Origin of the sequence: Streptomyces sp. NPDC093018 (assembly GCF_040684035.1) — a bacterium.
Lineage (GTDB): Bacteria > Actinomycetota > Actinomycetes > Streptomycetales > Streptomycetaceae > Streptomyces > Streptomyces murinus.
On record NZ_JBFBFF010000011.1, the window covers coordinates 260,516 to 277,353 of the forward strand.

Below are 16,838 nucleotides of genomic sequence, written 5' to 3' on the forward strand. Positions count from 1 at the left end.
GGCCGCCCGGGCCTTTTGACCCATGAATTCGGAGAGATCCCACCGTGACGACCCAACACTGCGAGGACGAGGGCACGTTGTGCGCCACCGCCTTCCTCGACCATGACGCGGCCGAGGTCCGCGACTTCGTGGCCGACGCGCTGCCCACGTCGGCCACCACCCCGCGCGCCCGGGCGGTCGCGCTCTACCACGCGGTGCGCGACCGTGTCCGCTACGAGGTGTACGGGGCGGACCTGTCCCGTACCGGGCTGCGGGCCAGTTCGGTGGCGCGGACCGGCTCCGGCATGTGCCTGCACAAGTCGGTGCTCTACACGGCCGGTCTGCGCTCGCTCGGCATCCCGGCCCGGCTGGTCCTCGCCGATGTACGCAACCACCTGGCCTCCGAGCGGCTCAAGCGGTTGATCGGCGGTGATGTCTTCCATATGCACTGTCTGGTCTCGGTCCGGCTGGACGGCCGATGGGTGCGGGCGACCCCAGTGTTCAACAAGGCGCTGTGCCGGCTGTACGGGCTGGCGCCGCTGGACTTCGACGGCACCGCCGACAGCCTGCACCACCCCTTCGACCTCCGGGGCCGTCGGCACATGGAATTCCTCCGCTTCCACGGCGAGTTCGACGACCTTCCCTACCAGCGGGTCGTCGAGGAGCTGAGGGCCGCCCATCCGCGGCTGATGAGCGCGGACGGCGCCGGGTTCACGGAGGGCTCGCTGGTCGGGGAGGCCGTCCCGCTGACGGCCGAGCGGTGATCGCCAAGTTCTGCGGGGCCACGACGGAGGCCGAGATCGCGGAGATGGCGGCGGCCGGGGCTGATCTCGTCGGCCTGTGGCACGGTGTGCCCGGCGGCCGGGCGGAGCTGTCCGCCGCCCGGCTCACCGACCTGGCCTCGCTGGCCCTCGCGGGCGGTGGGCTCAGGCCGATGCTGGTCACGTTCTCCTCCGACACCCGGGCGCTGCTCGCGGCAGTGACGGCGGCCCGGGTGCCGGGCGTGCAGTTGCACGGCTTCCAGCCTCCGGGCACGGTGGGCGCGCTGCGCCGGGACGGACCGCCGGGACTGGAGATCGTCAAGGTGCTCCATCTGCGTGACGGTGTGTGTCTGGAGGAGCGGCTGACCGGGGCGTACGAACGGGCCGGTGCCGACTGCTTCCTGCTGGACACGGCCACCGCGGACGGCCGGGTCGGCAGCACCGCCGAGCCGCTCGCGGACGCGGCGGTGGTCGCGCTCGCCGACCGGACGGGCCTGCCGTTCCTGCTGGCGGGCGGTCTGCGCGCGGACAACGCGGGCGACTTCGCGCAGACCCGTACGCATCCACGCTTCCTCGGTATCGATGTCGACTCGGCGGCACGCGACGGCAACGGGCCGCTGCGGGCCGACCGCGCGCGGGCCGTCGTCCACGCTTGGAGAACCGTATGAGCGCCCCCTTCACCGACGCGCTGACGGCCGCCGCCCGGCCGCTTGTCATGGAGGTCAAACTGCGGGACGCCGACGGTCGCGATCTGCTGGGCGGCCGGGATGTGGCCGAGACGGTGGAACGTTTCGAGGCCGCGGGCGCGCCCTGTCTCTCGGTGGTCACCGGGCGCTGGTTCGGCGGCACCGAGGACCTGCTGCGCGAAGTCGCCGCCCGCACCTCGCTGCCGCTGCTGCGCAAGGACTTCGTCACCAGCGGGCGTCAGTTGGAGCGGACCCGTGACCTGGGAGCCTCCGCGGTCCTGCTGACCGCGCGAGTGCTGCCCGCCGCGGTGCTGGGCCGGCTGACCGATCGTGCCCTGGATCTGGGGCTGACCCCCTTCGTGGAGGTCGCCGACGCGGCGGAGGCGGCGATGGTGACGCGCGGGACGCAATGCGTGGTCGCGGTCAACAACAAGGACATCGCCACCCGTGAGCGCTGTCCGGGCGATCCGGACCGCGGCCGGGCACTGCTGCCGGCGTTACTCGGCACCGGCACCCCGTACCCGGTGAGCGCGAGCGGCATCGCCGGCCCGGCGATGGCGGCCCGTCTCCTGGACGAGGGCTTCGCCGGGCTGCTCATCGGCACGGAACTGCTGCGGGCCCCCGACCTGGCGGCCTGGTGCGCCGAGTTCGACGCCGCGTTGGGCACCCGGAGGTGCCCGCGCTGACCGCTCGTCAGCCGCGTCCGCCCGCGGGCCGGGCGCGGCTTCCGCGCGCCGTGCGCCCCCAGGGCTTGTAGACCGAGACCACGGCGGCGACGGTGAGCAGGGCGAACAGCAACGGCGCGCTCCACAACAGGAAGCCGGCCACCGCGCCCGGCCGCGGCGGACCGCCGCCCGCCGCGGCCGTCCGCTCGCTGGCGGTCAGGACGGCCGGGTGGATCACGAACCAGGCGAAGACCGTCATGAACAGCGTGATGGCCCACTTGACGACGATCCACCAGTGCAGCAGCAGGCCCCACTTGGTGCCGCAGGAGAGCAGGATCCCGGTGATCGCGGCGGTGAGGCTGAAGGCCGTCACGCTGGTGTCGTCGAAGACACGCATCGCGTAGTAGACGCCCTTGGCGACGGCGGCGTCCTGCGTGGTGAACCCGATGACGGCCAGCACCGCCATGGACAGCGAGAGCCCGACCCAGCCGACCGAGGTGACGACATGGACGGCCAGGGTCAGCTTCCGGGCTCTGCGGCCGAGTTCGAACCTTTTCCTCGCGGGGTGCCGCCGGGGGGCACCGGGCCGTGGGGTCGCTGTGGGGGTGGAAGCGGACAAACCTGCGCCTCGCCTTCTTCCTGGTCCGGGCGTGCGCCAACCCGGACACCAAACTCTTTACACTGTAAGAAGAATCCTTGGTAGCGTACAGGATTACCATTCCGATGTGAGGTCAGGAACCGGCGGGACGAGCGGAAAAGGCCGGATGGATCCGGCGCGCACCATGGCTCTGCTCTGGCGCTCGGAAAGGGATCCCGCCCGCCCGGCCCGCGGTCCCCGCCAAGGCCTGACGGTCGACCGCATCGTGCGGACCGCGATCACCGTCGCCGACTCCGAGGGACTGGCCGCCCTGTCGATGCGCAAGGTCGCCGAGCCGCTCGGCGTCACCGCGATGTCGCTCTACACCTACGTGCCGGGCCGTGCCGAGCTGGTCAACTGCATGCTCGACGAGGTACTCGGCGAAGCGCCCTCGCTGGAGGGCGCCGACGGCTGGCGGCAGGCCCTTGAGCACTACGCGCGGGGCCGTATGGACATCGCCCGCCGCCACCCCTGGGTGCCGCCCCTCGCCTCCTCCCGGATGCTCATGGGCCCCCACGAGACCGCTCTGTGGGACGGCGTGCTCGGGGCCCTGTCCGAAGTGGGCCTGCCGGAGCGGGAGATGCTCGCGGTGGTCCATCTGCTCAACGGCTACGTCCGCGGCGCGGCCCAGCAGTCCGCGGACGCCGAGCACGACGCACGGCGCTCCGGGCTCAGCTACGACGAGTGGTACGAGCAGACCGGACCGCTGCTGGAGAAGACGATCTCTGCCGACCGCTTCCCCGCGCTCACCGGTGTCTGGCGGTCCGGGGTCTTCGAGGAGCCCGGCGAGGGGCTCGGGCCCGACCGGGGCTTCGAGTTCGGACTCCAGCGGGTACTGGACGGCATCGAGCAACGCATCGAAGGCCACCGCGCGGGCTGACCACCCCGCGACCGCCTCGCCGGACGCCTCCGCACCCTACGGGGCGCCCGCTCTGACGACTCCGGCCCGGCTCCGGCCTCAGCCCCGGCCTAGGCCTCAGCCCCGGCCTCGGCCTCGGCCTCGGCCCCATGCTCCAGTGAGTCTCAGGGGGCCCTCCAGCCGAGTTTCCCACCCTGGTTGCGCACGAGACGAAGCAGCCTCGCAGCGCCGAGGCCGACAGGGCGGAGCAGGCGTGACAGTTCTGGTGACAGGAGCGACAGGGTCCGTGGGCCGATTGGTGACCGGTCAGCTGCTCGCCGCGGGCATGCGAGTGCGGGCGCTGACCCGCGACCCGGACACGGCCGCACTGCCCGAAGGAGCCGAGATACAAAAGGGCGACCTGCTGCAGCCGGACACCCTGCGGGCCGCGCTGCACGGCGTGGAGCGCCTCTACCTCTTCCCGGTCCCCGAGACCGCCCGCGCGGTCGTCGCGGCCGCCGAGGAGGCCGGCGTGCGCCGGATCGTCGTCCTTTCCTCGTCCTCCGTGCTGGACACCTCGGGCGACCACCACAGCGGGGAGCACCATCGCGCCGTGGAGCGCGCCGTCGAAGACTCCGGCGTCGAGTGGACCTTCGTACGCCCCGACGAGTTCGCGTCGAACGTCCTGTGGAAGTGGGCCGAATCCATCCGCACCGAGGGCGTGGCGCGCGCTCCCTACGGCGCCGCCCAACGGGTACCGGTGCACGAGGCCGACGTGGCCGCCGTGGCCGCGACCGCGCTGTTGGAGGGCGGGCATGCGGGGCGCGCATACCTGCTGACCGGGCCGGAGGCGATCACCCAGACCGATCAGGTGCGGGCGATCGCCGAGGCCGTCGGCCGCCCGGTCGCGTTCGAGGAGATCACGCCGGACCAGGCGCGGAAGGCCATGGCGGCGGCCATGCCCGCGCCGGTCGTGGAGATGGTGCTGCGATATCTCGCCGACGCCGTCACGCACCCGCCGGTCCCGGTGGACACCGTCGAGCGCGTCACCGGCCGCCCGGGCAGGACGTTCGCCCGGTGGGCGGCCGACCACGCCGCCGACTTCGCCCCTCGGGACGAGGGGCGGGTGGCATGACGACCCGTGTCCCCGAGCCCGTGCCGCCGACTGCGGCAGCGGAGAACACCAACGTGTTCGTCCGGATGACCGGCAGCGGCGATCCCGAGCGGCACATCGTCCTCGGCGAGGGCGCCCGCCCCACCGCGGGCCGCGGCAACGTCGTCGTCCGGGTCGAGGCCGCGGGCGTCTCCTACGCGGAGGTGCAGATGCTCGGGCATCTGCACCCCTTTCCCCCGGCCTTCCCCTTCGTCCCCGGCTACGACCTGGTCGGACGCGTCGTCGAGACCGGCCCGGACGTCACCGACAGGCGGGTCGGCGATCGTGTCGCCGCCATGCCCCGCCACGGTGCCTGGACGCGGTACCTGGAGGCGCCGGCCCGAACGCTCGTCGCCGTCCCGGAGGAACTGGACGCAGCCGCCGCCGTGGCCCTGATCACCAACGGGGTGACCGCCTGGCAGATGCTGCACCGGCTGGCCCGGGTACGGCCCGGCGACACCGTACTGGTGCACGGCGCCGCAGGCGGCGTCGGAAGCCTTCTCACCCAGCTCGCCGTGCACCACGGACTGCGCGTCCTCGGCACCGCCTCGCCGGGCAAGCACGACGCGGTCCGCGCGCTGGGCGCGGAGCCCCTGGACTACCGCACGCCCGGACTCGCCGACATCGTCCGGGAGCGGACCCCCGGAGGTGTCCGGGCCGTCTTCGACCACATCGGCGGGCGGGGTCTGGACGAGAGCTGGGCCATGCTCGCCACCGGCGGGACCCTGGTCTCCTACGACTCCTCCGTCGCCGGATACAAGCCCGGCCAGTGGTTCCGCCCCCATGTCCCGGCCCTCGGGCGCACCGCGGGCCGCTGGGTCGCCCGGCGTCTCGGGCTCACGCGCGGCCGACGCATGTCCATGTACTACGTCAAACCCGGCGACGCCTTCGGCACCGATCTCGGCACACTCTTCCGGCTGGCCGCCGAAGGTGTGCTTCGGCCGGAGATCGCGGCCCGCCACCCCCTGGACGCGGCCGCGCTCGCGGTGCGCGCCCTGCTGGACGGCCGCACCGTCGGCAAGCACGTCCTGCTGCCCTGAACCGCCGGTCGAACCCCGGCGCCACTCCCCTGTTCGGAAGGAATCCGACATGCCCACCACGATGACCGAGAAGTCCGCCCAGGAACGCAACAAGGAGCTCGCCCTGTCTATGGTCGCGAGCTGGAACCGCTGGGAGCTCCAGGGCATCATCAAGCACTGGGCCCCGGACATCCAGCACTTCTCCGAGGACCGCCCGGTGTCCTCGCAGGCCATGGTCCGGGCGATGGAGGGCGGCCTCGCCGCCTTCCCCGATCTGCACCTGGACGTCAGGAGCATCGTCGCCGAGGGGGACCGCGTCTGCCTGCGGATCACCGTGACGGCCGGCCACGGGGGCGAGTTCCTCGGCAAGGCCCCCAGCGGCACCAAAGTGACCTGGTACATGCTGGAGGAGCTCCGCTTCAATGACGCGGGCCAGGTGATCGAGCACTACGACGTCTTCAACTACCTGCCCATGCTCAAGAAGCTGGGCCTGGTCGGGGCAGACGTACTGTGAGCCGGACCGTGCGGACCGCCGTACCGCACATGACCGAGGTCGGCGACGGGGTGCACGCCTATGTGCAGCCCGACGGCGGCTGGTGCGTCAACAACGCCGGACTCGTGGTCGGCGACGGCGGCGAGAGCCTGCTGGTGGACACCGCGGCGACCGAGCTGCGTGCCCGGCTGCTGCGCACCGAGGTGCTGCGGCGCTCGGGCGCCCCGCCGCGCACCGTGGTGAACACCCACTTCCACGGCGACCACACCTTCGGCAACTCGCACTTCCCCGAGGCGCTGATCATCGCCCACGAGCACACCCGCACCGAGATGGCCGCGGCCGGGCTGCACCTCACCGGACTGTGGCCCGATGTGCGCTGGGGCGAACTGAAACTGACTTTGCCCCAGCTCACCTACCGGGACGCGCTGACCGTGCACGTCGGCGGGGTGCGTGTCGACCTGATCCACCTGGGGCCGGCCCACACTGCGGCCGACACGGCCGTCTGGCTGCCCGACCGGCGCGTCCTGTTCACCGGCGACCTGGTGATGTCCGGCATCACACCGTTCTGTCTGATGGGGTCGGTGTCCGGGTCGCTGCGGGCCATGGAACGACTGCGTGCCCTGGGCGCCGAGACGGTCGTCCCGGGCCACGGCCCGGTCGGCGGCCCCGAGCTGATCGACGCGAATGAGGCGTACTTCCACTGGCTCCACGAGCAGGCCCGGCGGGGCGTCGCCGACGGCCTGCCCCCGCTCCAGCTCGCCCATGAGACCGGTCCCGGACCGTTCGACGGCCTGCTCGACTCCGAGCGGCTGGTGCCGAATCTGCACCGGGCCTATGCGGAGGTGCGCGGTGCGGCGCCCGGCAGCCCCCTCGACGTCGGCGCGCTCTTCAAGGAGATGTCCGTGTTCCACGGCGGGCTCCCCGACTGCCACGCGTGATCCGCCGGGAGCCCGTGCCGCCCGTGCGCCGGCGTCTCCGCACAACAACGTTGCCCCGGACAGGCGGTGAGCCCGTCCGGGGCAACGCCGTCGCTCCTCGCTAACCGATCTCGATGCCCTTGAGATACGACGCGAAGTCCGTCAGCCCCGGGTGCTCGGCGCGCAGCGCGGGAATGTCCGCCCGGTAGCCGTACCGCTGAAACCACTCGAACATCAGGGCGATCTCCGGGGCGTTGGGGATGTAGGGGCTGGCCGCGACGCTGTCCAGCGGGAGTTCCTCGAAGCGGGCCGGCCGACCCGTGCGCGCGGCGATCGCCTGCGCCACCTCCGTCGCCGTCAGCTCGTCCCCGGCCAGCTCCACGGAACGGCCCAGGTACCGCCGCGGCCGCTCGAACGCCTCCGCGGCGAAGTGCGCGATGTCCGCGACGGCGACGAACTGCACCGGGGTGCGGGGCTTCAGGGCGAGCCGCACCACCAGCGTGCCGTCCTCCCGCTGCACACCGTTGGCGGCGAAGTTGTCCATGAAGAACGCCGGGCGCAGCACGGTGTGCGGCACCCCGAGTTCGGCGAGGTACCGCTCGATGCCCCGCTTGGAGTCGAAGTGGGGTACGCCGCTGTGCCGTTCGGCGCCGCCGACCGAGCTGTAGACCAGGTGGGCGACGCCGGTGGCCAGAGCCGCCCTGGCCACGGCACGCCCTTGGCGGACCTCGCCGCCGAGCCCGGCCGGCGTCATGAAGGTCTGCACGGAGAAGACTCCGTGCACGCCGTTCATCGCGGCCCGCAGCGACGCCTCGTCGTCCAGGTCGCCGCGGGTCAGCGTCACGCCGAGCGCCGCGAGTCTCCTGGCCGCCGATGAGTCCGGGTCCCGCACCAGGGCCACCGTGTCCCAGCCGCGGCGCACGAGTTCACGGGCCACGGCGCCGCCCTGGAGACCGGTGGCCCCGGTGACCAGGACCGGCCCGGCCGCCCCCGTGTTCCCCTCCATGGCCACCGCGGCCTCGTGCGCTCCGGTGGCCCGCGCGTCCTCGTTCCTACGGCTCATTCGGCGCTCCCCTCCGCTCGGTCCGGCGCGAACAGCGCCGCGTTCTCCACCGCCCACCGCCGGTACGGGCGTGGCTCACGCCCCGTGAGGTCGCGCACCGCCGTCGTCGGCTTCGCCCAGGGCACCTCCGGGCTGCGCAGCGCGGCGACATTGGTCGCCGCGGCCGTGCGGTCGCCGGTGATCCCGGCGAAGACGTCCACCACCTCGTCGGCGGGCGCCACCGAGAAGTCCAACGTCCGGCCCAACACGTCGCCGAGGATCCGCGTCTGCTCGCGCGACGTGAGCGTCTGCGGGCCGGTGAGCAGGTACGACCGGCCTTCGTGCCCGTCCTGGGTGAGCGCCGCGACCGCGGTCGACGCGATGTCGTACTCGTCGACGGGCGCCCCCGGGTTGTTCCCGATCCAGCAGCGCACCGCGCCTCGCTCACGCACCGTCCGCGACCACCAGGATGTGTTGGCGTGGAAGGGTCCGGGGCGCAGGAAGGTCCAGGCCGCGCCGGAGCGCAGGACCGCCTCCTCTGCTGCCCGGTGTTCGTCCGCGATGCCGTGCGGGAGTGGATGCCGGACGCTCGCCGACGACAACAGCACGATCCGGCCCGTGCCCGCCCTCCGGGCGGCCCGCGCGATGTTGGCCGCCTCGGCCGGTACATCGCCGACGAGTACCGCCAGCACCGCCGAGACACCGGTGAACGCGTCGTCGAGCGAGACGGGGTCGGCCGGGCTGCCCGCGACCACGTCGGCTCCGCCGGGCAGTCCGGCCGTCTCGGGCCTGCGGCTCAACGCGCGGACACCGTGGCCGAGTCCGAGGAGCTGCCGGACCGCCTCGCGGCCGACCTTGCCGGTGGCTCCGGTGATCAGGATCATCGGTCAGGCCCTCCAACCGTCGGGCTCGGGCCACGGTGAACCGAGCTGCCGGTAGGTGCCCTGGTAGTCGGGCCAGTCGCGGTGGTCGCGGATCCGGCCGTCGACGAACCGGATCAGATGGATCTGCTCGCCCGAGAAGACCCGCCCGGTCGGGGCCATCCCCACGAGATCGCCGACATGCCGTCCGTAAAGCACCAGATGGGCGCGGACCCAGTCGCCGCGCTCCTCGAGCCGCACCTCTTCGAGGCGGGCTTCCTCGGAGAATGTCATCCGCAGCCATTTGACGGCCATCGCGAAGGACTCGGGTCCCCGCAGATCCATGTGTTCCAGCGTCGCCGGGTTCAGGTATTCCGGGTGTATGTATTCCGCGACATCCTCGACGAACCCCGTGTTGTACGCCTTTATCATTCGCCGTACGACATCTATCCGACCGCTCATCCCATCCCTTTCGCAGTGCTGCTCCTCTCCTTTAATCCTGGGCCAGCACACGGCCACGGGCAAGGCCCGAGGTTTCTCTGACGCACTTATTCCAGAGAACTTCGAGGGACTGTCAAGCAGCGCTCCACGAAAAATCCGGGGATTTTATCGTCCGAACCCCGACGATAAAACTCGGACCTTTTCGTCCGCAGGAGATCGGAGTGAACGAGTGACGATGGACACCGCCGCTTACAAAGCGAAAGTCACCGACGCCTTCAACGGCGCCGCGGCCATCTACGACCGGATGGGCGTGGAGTTCTTCACGCCCATGGGCCGTCGGCTCGTCGAACGGGCGGCGCCGCGGCCCGGCGAACGGGTGCTCGACATCGGGTGCGGTCTCGGCGCGACGCTGCTGCCCGCCGCCCGGCTGATCGGCCCGGCCGGCCACGCCCTCGGGATCGACATCGCCCCCGCGATGATCCAGGAGGCCCGGCGCGAGGCCGGGCGGCAGGGCATCGAAAACGTCGAGGTGCGGGTGATGGACGGCGAGCACCCCGACCTGCCGCCCGGTTCGTTCGACCTGATTCTCGGCAGCTACAGCGTGATCTTCCTGCCGGACGCGCGGACCGCGCTCGCCCGTTTCGCCCGGCTGCTGGCCCCCGGTGGCCGGATCGCCTTCACCAGTCCGGTGTTCACCCGGGACACCTTCCCCTTCCTGCCGCCGATGTTCACCGAGCTGATTCCGCTGGAGCTGCTCCGGCATCTGCCCGAGTCCTGGCACCCGGAACAGTTGCACCGGCAGTTGCACTCCTGGCTGGAGCACCCCGCCGACCTGACGGCGGCCCTGGGAGGAACCGGGTTCACCGACGTGGAGATCGTCGACGAGCCGGTGCAGATGACCGCGGTCTCCGGCGCGGCATGGGTCGACTGGTCACACACCCAGGGCATGCGGCTGCTGTGGCAGCACCTGCCCGAGAAGGAGGCCGCGGCGCTGCGGACCCGCCTCATCACCGCGTTGGACGCCCTGAGCGACAGCGACAGCGACAGCACGGTGCGGATCGAGGTGCCGGTGCGGTACGTCAGGGCGACGGTCGCCCACTGACCGAAGCACAGACGAGAGCGGAGGACCGGGCACACCCCGGTCCTCCGCTCTCCTCTCTGCCGGGCCGCCCCGGCTCCCCTCAGACCACCGAGAGCGCGCCGTCCACGGCCAGCACGGCGCCGTTGACGTACCCGGCCTCTGGACCGGTCAGCCGTACGATCCACCAGGCGATGTCCTCCGGGCGGCCCACCCGGCCCGCCGGAATACGCCCGGCCATCTGTGCCAGGAACGCCTCGTACGCCTCGGGAGGCATCCCCGCCCGCACACCGACACCGGTGTCGACCACGCCGGGAGCGACGCCCACGCAGCGGATGCCCCGTGGCGCGAGCTCCACCGCCCAGGTCCGGGTGAGGAAGTCGAGGCCCGCCTTGGCCACACCGTACACAGAGTTCTCCGGCCAGGCCCGGCGGCCGAGCGAGCCCGCCGAGCTGACGTTCACGACCGTGCCCCCGGTGGCCTCCAGCGCGTCCAGCGCCTGCTGGGTCAGGAACAGCGGGCCGATCAGATTTGTGCCCAACTGCGCCTCGACGCAGTCCCGGTCCAGGCCGTCCAGCGGCGCGAACCCGGTGACGGCCGCGTTGTTGACCAGGACGTCGATCCGGCCGAATTCCCGCAGAGCCGTCGCGACGATCTCCTCGGCCGCCTCGGGAGCCCGCACATCGGCGGTGAGGCAGCGGATCCCGTCGTACCCGTCGGCCGTCGCCCGGAGCGTCTCCGCCGAGCGGCCGACGATCAGCACGCGCGCCCCGTCCTCGTGGAACGCGCGCGCCGTGGCGCGGCCGATCCCGGTACCACCGCCGGTGACGACGACGGCCCGGCCCCCGCCGCCCGTCACACGGTCACTGTTCGCCATGGATGGAAGTCCTTTCCGGCGCCGGGCCGTCGGCCCGGGACAGGGAGATGACGCCGGGCCTCAGAAGCAGACCGCGGTGTTGACGCCGCGGATGACGGCCTGCTCCGCCTCCTTGCTGAAGTCCTCGCCGAGGGTGATCGACAGCTGGACCCGGATCCCCAGGTCCCGGGTGGTCGCCGCGAACGTGGCGTACCCGGGGATACCGGCGCCGTGCCCCCACAGATCGAGGTCGTCGTCGTTCTTGAGTTTCATCAGCCCGAGGCCGTACCCGATGCCCATGGGCAGATCCTTGATCATCTCGGCAGGCAGCGGAGTGGTCATCTCCGCGAACTCCGCGTCGGCGAGCAGTTCCCCGCCGAACAGAGCGACCAGGAACCGGTCCAGGTCTGCCGTGGTCGAGATGATCTCGCCCGCGCAGCCGGCCTCCGAGGGGTTCATCAGGGTGACGTCCTCGGTCCGGCCGGCGATCCGCATATAGCCGTGGGCATGCGGCCCGGGGATCTCCGGCGCATCGCCCGGCAGCGTCGTCTCCCGCAGCCCGAGCGGCTCCAGGACCCGTTCGCGGATCTCGTCACGGTACGAGCGGCCGGTCACCTTCTGGATGAGCAGACCGATGACGAAATAGTTCGTGTTGCAGTAGGCGAACTCCTTCCCCGGCTCGAACTCCAGCGGCTTGCCGGCCGCGACGGCGATCAGGTCCTCGGGCTCGTAGTGCTTGTAGCGGTCGCGCAGGAAGCGGTCGCCCGGCTTCTGGAACGAGTCGGCGTAGTTGTACAGGCCGCTGGTGTGTTGGAGCAGATTGCGGACGGTGATCCGCTCACCCTGCGGCAGCAGCCCGGGGAGGTAGCTCTCCACGGTGCGGTCGAGCTCGATCCGGCCCTCGGTGACCAGTTGCAGCACCACCACGGAGACGAACGGCTTGGTGATGCAGGAGATCCGGAACCGGCCGTCCTCCGGCACCGGCCGGCCGGTGCCCAGTTCGGCGACGCCGGAGGTGACGACGAATGTGTGTTCCCCCCTGGTGACACGGAACTGGACTCCTGCGGCGCCCAGTTCGACGAGACGGTCGGCCGCCTGCTGGACCGCCTTCTTGTGGGCCAAGACCTCCGGAGCAGCGATGGTCGTCTGCGGCATGTCGGCACACCCCAATGTCGGTTGGTTGCTTTCTGGGTGAAGCCTGGCCACCCACGCTGGAGGGCCGAACGCGAGCCGCTCGAGCCCCGCTCAGGCGAGGTCGTCACGGGTCACCAGGCGGGCGGCGACCTGGAGTCCACCGGCCACTCGGACCAGCACGTCGTCACAGACACACACCCGATGCACCTGGGACGCGCCGCCGACCGGGGACGCGTACACGATGGCGTACGAGCGCACATGGACCGTGCCGTCCGGCTGCTCCGCGACGTCGAACATGCCGATGACGTGACGGTGTCGGATGCCGCTCGCCGCCAGCTGCGCCGCGGTGCGTCCGGTGGCCGCGGCCAGGGCGGCCCGTCCGGCCACGGGCTCGGGCAGCGTGGGCACCTCGAAGGTGGCGTCCTCGGTGAAGGTGGCGGCCCACCGCTCGCACTCGCCGAGGTCCAGCAACTGCATCTGGTGGGCGTAGAACTGCTGCACCTGCGCGTAAAGGGCGCCGAACGCCTCCGCGTGCTGTGACCGGACGGCGGCTCGGGCGGTCGTCGGCTGCGTGGTCATGGACTTCTCCGTTCCCTCGTGGTCCCGCTTTTCCGCCACGGTCCGGGACCCGGATCGAGCGGGCTTCGAAGACGCCTGGAGTACCGGTTCTCAAGTGATCTTCTTGTCGGCTTCAAGCGGATCGGGACACGGTCGGAACCACGATCGCCGCTCGGAAGGTAGACGGATGACGACAGTGACAAAGCCGGTGGCCCTGGTCACCGGGGGCACCAGTGGCATCGGGCTCGCCGTGGCCCGGGACCTGGGGCGCCGGGGAAACCGTGTCTTCCTCTGCGCCCGCGACGGGGACAAGGTCGAGCAGACCGTCGAGGAACTGCGCGGGGAGGGCCTGGACGCGGCGGGCACGCGGGCCGACGTGCGCTCGGCCGACTCGGTGGCGACCCTGGTCCGCGCCGTGGTCGACACCTTCGGCCCGGTCAGCATCCTGGTCAACAACGCGGGACGCAGCGGGGGCGGACCGACCGCCGCCCTCACGGACGAACTCTGGTACGACGTCATCGACACCAATCTGAACAGCGTCTTCCTGGTGACCCGCGCCGTGCTGACCATCGGCGGTCTGGCGGACACCGGTCACGGCAGAATCGTCAACATCGCCTCGACCGCGGGGAAGCAGGGCGTGCTGCTCGGCGCCCCCTATTCCGCGTCGAAGCACGGGGTCGTCGGCTTCACCAAGGCGCTGGGCAAGGAGCTGGCCCCGGCCGGCATCACCGTCAACGCCGTCTGCCCCGGCTATGTGGAGACCCCCATGGCCGAGCGGGTGCGCCAGGGCTACGCGGCCGCCTGGGGCACGACGCAGGACGACGTACGGGAACGCTTCGAGGCGAAGATCCCGCTGGGACGCTACTCGACCACCGAGGAAGTGGCGGGCCTCGTCGGCTATCTGACCACCGAACACGCCGCCTCCATCACGGCGCAGGCGATCAACGTCTGCGGCGGCCTGGGCAATTTCTGAGCCGAAAGGGGCTGTCGAATGTCTGCCGAGCAAGTGCACCGCACGCGGCACGAGATCGAAGTGGCCGCGCCCGCGGACGTGGTCTACGGAATCATCTCCGACGCGGTCGCCTGGCCGCTGTACTTCCCGCCGAACGTACACGTGCAGCGGCTGGAGTCCGACGGGCGGCGGGAACGGCTGCGCATGTGGGCCACGGCCAACGACCGGATCACATCCTGGACCTCACGCCGGGAACTCGACCCGGAGGCACGGCGGATCGAGTTCCGGCAGGAGCGGTCCGCGGCGCCGGTGACCTCCATGGGCGGCACGTGGATCGTCGAGCCGTGCGACGCGCAGCGGTCAAGGCTGGCGCTGCTGCACGACTTCACCGTGCGGGACGACGCCGCGGACGATGTGACGTGGGTGGAGCGGGCTACGGACACCAACAGCCGTGCGGAGCTGGGGAGCCTGAAGGAGCTCGCCGAGCGCTGGACACGGCTGAGCGGCCAAGTCCTCTCCTTTGAGGACTCCGTCCGGGTCGACGGTCCCGCCGAGAAGGTCTACGAGTTCCTCTACCGGGTGCGGGACTGGCCCGACCTCGTCCCCCATGTGTCCCGGCTGGAGGTGACGGAGGACGAGCCGGGAGTCCAGACGATGTCGATGGACACCCGCACCGCGGACGGCTCCGCGCACACCACCACATCGGTGCGCGTCTGCTTCCCGGACGCCGGACGCATCGTCTACAAGCAGACGTCGACACCCGCGCTGATGTCGGCCCACACCGGCGAGTGGCGGGTCGTCGCCGACGCCTCGGGCGTGACGGTCACCTCCCGCCATGACGTGATCCTGCGAGAGGAGAACATCCGGCGGGTGCTCGGCGAGAACGCCGGCGTCGCCGATGCGCACCGGTATCTACGCGAGGCGCTCGGCCGCAACAGCACCGTGACGCTCAACCTCGCAAAGGCATATGCCGAGAAATAAGCCGAGGGTTCGACGAGGAGCGAGATTTCCGAAATAAAGACGGGCTAAGAGTTCCGGGCAGGCGGCATGGCCAGTTTTGACCAGAGCAAAGCCCGATCGGGGAAAAATCAAGTGTCGAGGGTGCGGGTGGACTACTGTGAAACAATGATGAGTTCTTGACTCATCTTTGACTCGGCGTGACAGCGCGGAGAGACGGGGAGCAGTTGTGGAGATCCAACTTCTAGGCCCCTTCGGGGCGACCATACGACGAGAGTCCATCGTTCCGACAGCGGGGAAGCCCAGGCAGGTTCTGGCCCTTCTGGCTCTGCATCCGGGCAGGGTTTTACCTGTGTCGACGCTCATGGAAGAGATCTGGGGTACAAAACCGCCTGCGAGCGCCCTGACCACGCTCCAGACCTACATACTCCAGCTCCGTCGGCGCCTGGCCACCGCCATGGATCCGGGTGCGTCGGGCACGGCGAAGGACGTGCTCGCGACCCGGCACGGCGGCTATGTCCTCCAGATCGAACCGGCATGCACCGATGTGCATCAGTACGAGCGGCTGACAGCCTCTGCCCAGAGCGCCTTCGAGCAGAACCGGGACGAACAGGCTTCCGCGACCTTCTCCAAGGCGCTGTCACTGTGGCAGGGCCCGGCGCTCGTCGACGTGCCGCTCGGGCCGGTCCTGGAGATCGAGGTCATGCGCCTGGAGGAGTCCCGGCTGGTCACGACGGAGCGCCGGATAGACGCCGATCTCCGGCTGGGCAAGCACGCCAGGCTGATCGCGGAGCTGTTCGAACTGATCTCCCGTCACCCGCAGCACGAGGGCCTGCACTCCCAGGCGATGGTCGCCCTCTACCGCTCCGGCCGCCAGGCGTCCGCCCTGGGCGTCTACCGCGATCTGCGCACCCGGCTGGTCGAGGAACTGGGTGTGGAGCCCTCACCCCAGCTGCAACGCCTCCACCAGGCCATCCTCACCGTCGACAGTCGCCTCGACGTCCTCACCGGCGAACGCCAGTGCTCCACCTTCGATTTGTACGCGGCCTGACCACCCCTCCGGTTCCGGCTCCGCCGCCCTCAACTGAACGGCGGAGCCGACCGGGACAAGGGGCCTGCCCGCATGGCCGTTGCCCTGGTGGCCACTGACGATCACCGCTTCGCCTGTACCTGACCTGGCAGGAGTTCGCGTAGGGCGTGGCGCGCTGTGACGGCTGACGTGGTGAAGTCGATATCCGCCGGGCTGGTGAGCGCCATGGTGACCAGTCTCGGCAGGCCCAGCTCGTCCTTCATCCCGGCCGGGGGCTCATGGCCCTGCCCTAAAGGGTGTTGCACAAGGCCGTGAGCTGGGCATCTCCTTGGTATGGCCGCGGTGTTACGTGCTGAACGAATGTGGGTGGAGACGTTCACGGGGCTGCGGATGACGCAGTTTTCGGGTCTGTTGAAGGTGGTGCGGGAGCGGGGCGGCAACGGCACGTTGCGGGGCCGGCCGTGGTCGTTGCCGCTCGCCGAGCGGGTGCTGATGGTCGCGGTGTACTACCGCACCAATCTGACCATGCGGCAGCTGGGCCCGCTGTTCGGCGTCTCCTCCTCCACCGTCTGCCGTGTGATCCGGCGGCTGGGACCGCTGCTCGCGCTCGAGCCGCTCTCCCGCTCCACTGACGCCCCGGACCGGATGTGGATCGTGGACGGCACCCTTATCCCGGTCCGCGACCGCGGCGTGGGTGCCTCCTCGCGGAACTACCGGTTCTCGGCGAACGTGCAGGTCATCGTCGATGCGGAGACCCGCCTCGTGGTGGCGGCCGCCCGGCC

Annotated in this window: 21 protein-coding genes; 13 read left to right on the top strand and 8 right to left on the bottom strand. The window is 70.9% G+C overall.

Going from position 1 to position 16,838, the window contains the following annotated elements; all coding sequences use genetic code 11:
• Nucleotides 1–44 precede the first annotated feature (44 nt).
• The 3 genes from AB0N90_RS24685 to AB0N90_RS24695 are packed head-to-tail and all read left to right on the top strand — an operon-like array spanning nt 45 to nt 2,112.
• Nucleotides 45–743, top strand: a complete 699-nt coding sequence (locus AB0N90_RS24685) for a transglutaminase-like domain-containing protein (protein ID WP_365199973.1) — start codon at nt 45–47, stop codon at nt 741–743.
• Nucleotides 740–1,408 (top strand): N-(5'-phosphoribosyl)anthranilate isomerase, encoded by a 669-nt coding sequence (locus AB0N90_RS24690; RefSeq protein WP_365199974.1) that lies wholly within the window; start codon nt 740–742, stop codon nt 1,406–1,408. Before AB0N90_RS24685 ends, AB0N90_RS24690 begins: the two co-directional genes overlap by 4 nt.
• Nucleotides 1,405–2,112, top strand: coding sequence for an indole-3-glycerol-phosphate synthase (locus AB0N90_RS24695; RefSeq protein WP_365199975.1), 708 nt, complete (start codon nt 1,405–1,407; stop codon nt 2,110–2,112). The genes AB0N90_RS24690 and AB0N90_RS24695 overlap by 4 nt, the downstream gene beginning before the upstream one ends.
• 7 nt (nt 2,113–2,119) lie before the next feature.
• On the opposite strand, the gene AB0N90_RS24700 is transcribed toward AB0N90_RS24695, so the two are convergent.
• On the bottom strand, nt 2,120–2,710 hold the full coding sequence (locus AB0N90_RS24700; RefSeq protein WP_365199978.1) for a DUF2269 domain-containing protein: 591 nt from the start codon (nt 2,708–2,710) through the stop codon (nt 2,120–2,122).
• A 163-nt stretch (nt 2,711–2,873) separates the two neighbouring features.
• Here AB0N90_RS24700 and AB0N90_RS24705 point away from each other — a divergent pair, with 163 nt between their 5' ends.
• From AB0N90_RS24705 to AB0N90_RS24725, 5 genes are all read left to right on the top strand, one after another.
• The gene (locus AB0N90_RS24705) at nt 2,874–3,608 is read left to right on the top strand and encodes a TetR/AcrR family transcriptional regulator C-terminal domain-containing protein (RefSeq protein WP_365199981.1); all 735 of its coding nucleotides are present in this window, start codon (nt 2,874–2,876) and stop codon (nt 3,606–3,608) included.
• Between the two features lie 244 nt (nt 3,609–3,852).
• Nucleotides 3,853–4,701: an NAD(P)H-binding protein gene (locus AB0N90_RS24710; protein WP_365200040.1), complete on the top strand. Its 849-nt coding sequence runs from the start codon at nt 3,853–3,855 to the stop codon at nt 4,699–4,701.
• On the top strand, nt 4,698–5,759 hold the full coding sequence (locus tag AB0N90_RS24715; RefSeq protein WP_365199984.1) for a zinc-binding dehydrogenase: 1,062 nt from the start codon (nt 4,698–4,700) through the stop codon (nt 5,757–5,759). Before AB0N90_RS24710 ends, AB0N90_RS24715 begins: the two co-directional genes overlap by 4 nt.
• A 49-nt stretch (nt 5,760–5,808) precedes the next feature.
• Nucleotides 5,809–6,252 (top strand): ester cyclase, encoded by a 444-nt coding sequence (locus tag AB0N90_RS24720; protein WP_365199987.1) that lies wholly within the window; start codon nt 5,809–5,811, stop codon nt 6,250–6,252.
• Nucleotides 6,253–6,260: 8 nt separating this feature from the next.
• Nucleotides 6,261–7,169 carry an MBL fold metallo-hydrolase gene (locus AB0N90_RS24725; protein WP_365199990.1) on the top strand — a complete coding sequence of 303 codons (909 nt, stop codon included), beginning with the start codon at nt 6,261–6,263 and terminating at the stop codon, nt 7,167–7,169.
• 100 nt (nt 7,170–7,269) lie between these two features.
• Here AB0N90_RS24725 and AB0N90_RS24730 read toward each other — a convergent pair whose 3' ends face one another.
• The 3 genes from AB0N90_RS24730 to AB0N90_RS24740 are packed head-to-tail and all read right to left on the bottom strand — an operon-like array spanning nt 7,270 to nt 9,512.
• Nucleotides 7,270–8,211, bottom strand: a complete 942-nt coding sequence (locus tag AB0N90_RS24730) for an NmrA/HSCARG family protein (protein ID WP_365199993.1) — start codon at nt 8,209–8,211, stop codon at nt 7,270–7,272.
• Nucleotides 8,208–9,074, bottom strand: coding sequence for an NAD(P)H-binding protein (locus AB0N90_RS24735; RefSeq protein WP_365199996.1), 867 nt, complete (start codon nt 9,072–9,074; stop codon nt 8,208–8,210). Before AB0N90_RS24735 ends, AB0N90_RS24730 begins: the two co-directional genes overlap by 4 nt.
• 3 nt (nt 9,075–9,077) lie before the next feature.
• The gene (locus AB0N90_RS24740; protein ID WP_365200042.1) at nt 9,078–9,512 is read right to left on the bottom strand and encodes an ester cyclase; all 435 of its coding nucleotides are present in this window, start codon (nt 9,510–9,512) and stop codon (nt 9,078–9,080) included.
• A gap of 214 nt (nt 9,513–9,726) precedes the next feature.
• On the opposite strand from AB0N90_RS24740, the gene AB0N90_RS24745 reads away from it, so the two are divergent.
• Complete coding sequence (locus AB0N90_RS24745) at nt 9,727–10,593, top strand: methyltransferase domain-containing protein (protein ID WP_365199998.1); 867 nt, start codon at nt 9,727–9,729, stop codon at nt 10,591–10,593.
• A 79-nt stretch (nt 10,594–10,672) separates the two neighbouring features.
• Here AB0N90_RS24745 and AB0N90_RS24750 read toward each other — a convergent pair whose 3' ends face one another.
• From AB0N90_RS24750 to AB0N90_RS24760, 3 genes are all read right to left on the bottom strand, one after another.
• Nucleotides 10,673–11,446, bottom strand: a complete 774-nt coding sequence (locus AB0N90_RS24750; protein ID WP_365200000.1) for an SDR family oxidoreductase — start codon at nt 11,444–11,446, stop codon at nt 10,673–10,675.
• Between the two features lie 60 nt (nt 11,447–11,506).
• Nucleotides 11,507–12,580 carry a serine hydrolase domain-containing protein gene (locus AB0N90_RS24755; RefSeq protein WP_365200002.1) on the bottom strand — a complete coding sequence of 358 codons (1,074 nt, stop codon included), beginning with the start codon at nt 12,578–12,580 and terminating at the stop codon, nt 11,507–11,509.
• A gap of 90 nt (nt 12,581–12,670) precedes the next feature.
• Nucleotides 12,671–13,138 (bottom strand): nuclear transport factor 2 family protein, encoded by a 468-nt coding sequence (locus AB0N90_RS24760; RefSeq protein ID WP_365200003.1) that lies wholly within the window; start codon nt 13,136–13,138, stop codon nt 12,671–12,673.
• Between the two features lie 166 nt (nt 13,139–13,304).
• Between AB0N90_RS24760 and AB0N90_RS24765 the strand changes: the two genes are divergently transcribed.
• The 3 genes from AB0N90_RS24765 (at nt 13,305) to AB0N90_RS24775 (ending at nt 16,077) form a co-directional block, all read left to right on the top strand.
• Complete coding sequence (locus AB0N90_RS24765; RefSeq protein WP_365200006.1) at nt 13,305–14,090, top strand: SDR family NAD(P)-dependent oxidoreductase; 786 nt, start codon at nt 13,305–13,307, stop codon at nt 14,088–14,090.
• Between the two features lie 18 nt (nt 14,091–14,108).
• Nucleotides 14,109–15,050: an aromatase/cyclase gene (locus AB0N90_RS24770; RefSeq protein ID WP_365200008.1), complete on the top strand. Its 942-nt coding sequence runs from the start codon at nt 14,109–14,111 to the stop codon at nt 15,048–15,050.
• Between the two features lie 205 nt (nt 15,051–15,255).
• Complete coding sequence (locus AB0N90_RS24775) at nt 15,256–16,077, top strand: AfsR/SARP family transcriptional regulator (protein WP_365200010.1); 822 nt, start codon at nt 15,256–15,258, stop codon at nt 16,075–16,077.
• A gap of 101 nt (nt 16,078–16,178) precedes the next feature.
• On the opposite strand, the gene AB0N90_RS24780 is transcribed toward AB0N90_RS24775, so the two are convergent.
• Nucleotides 16,179–16,319, bottom strand: a complete 141-nt coding sequence (locus AB0N90_RS24780) for a hypothetical protein (protein ID WP_365200012.1) — start codon at nt 16,317–16,319, stop codon at nt 16,179–16,181.
• 70 nt (nt 16,320–16,389) lie between these two features.
• Here AB0N90_RS24780 and AB0N90_RS24785 point away from each other — a divergent pair.
• The coding region (locus AB0N90_RS24785) for a transposase family protein (RefSeq protein WP_365200015.1) at nt 16,390–16,838 on the top strand (449 nt) is incomplete at its 3' end.

Excerpts from the sequence above, each read along its gene's own strand:
- AB0N90_RS24695 (WP_365199975.1), top strand. The coding sequence starts at position 1,405 with ATGAGCGCCCCCTTCACCGACGCGCTGACGGCCGCCGCCCGGCCGCTT.
- AB0N90_RS24705 (WP_365199981.1), top strand. The coding sequence starts at position 2,874 with ATGGCTCTGCTCTGGCGCTCGGAAAGGGATCCCGCCCGCCCGGCCCGC.
- AB0N90_RS24715 (WP_365199984.1), top strand. The coding sequence starts at position 4,698 with ATGACGACCCGTGTCCCCGAGCCCGTGCCGCCGACTGCGGCAGCGGAG.
- AB0N90_RS24720 (WP_365199987.1), top strand. The coding sequence starts at position 5,809 with ATGCCCACCACGATGACCGAGAAGTCCGCCCAGGAACGCAACAAGGAG.
- AB0N90_RS24730 (WP_365199993.1), bottom strand. The coding sequence starts at position 8,211 with ATGAGCCGTAGGAACGAGGACGCGCGGGCCACCGGAGCGCACGAGGCC.
- AB0N90_RS24735 (WP_365199996.1), bottom strand. The coding sequence starts at position 9,074 with ATGATCCTGATCACCGGAGCCACCGGCAAGGTCGGCCGCGAGGCGGTC.
- AB0N90_RS24740 (WP_365200042.1), bottom strand. The coding sequence starts at position 9,512 with ATGAGCGGTCGGATAGATGTCGTACGGCGAATGATAAAGGCGTACAAC.
- AB0N90_RS24745 (WP_365199998.1), top strand. The coding sequence starts at position 9,727 with ATGGACACCGCCGCTTACAAAGCGAAAGTCACCGACGCCTTCAACGGC.
- AB0N90_RS24750 (WP_365200000.1), bottom strand. The coding sequence starts at position 11,446 with ATGGCGAACAGTGACCGTGTGACGGGCGGCGGGGGCCGGGCCGTCGTC.
- AB0N90_RS24755 (WP_365200002.1), bottom strand. The coding sequence starts at position 12,580 with ATGCCGCAGACGACCATCGCTGCTCCGGAGGTCTTGGCCCACAAGAAG.
- AB0N90_RS24760 (WP_365200003.1), bottom strand. The coding sequence starts at position 13,138 with ATGACCACGCAGCCGACGACCGCCCGAGCCGCCGTCCGGTCACAGCAC.
- AB0N90_RS24765 (WP_365200006.1), top strand. The coding sequence starts at position 13,305 with ATGACGACAGTGACAAAGCCGGTGGCCCTGGTCACCGGGGGCACCAGT.
- AB0N90_RS24770 (WP_365200008.1), top strand. The coding sequence starts at position 14,109 with ATGTCTGCCGAGCAAGTGCACCGCACGCGGCACGAGATCGAAGTGGCC.
- AB0N90_RS24780 (WP_365200012.1), bottom strand. The coding sequence starts at position 16,319 with ATGAAGGACGAGCTGGGCCTGCCGAGACTGGTCACCATGGCGCTCACC.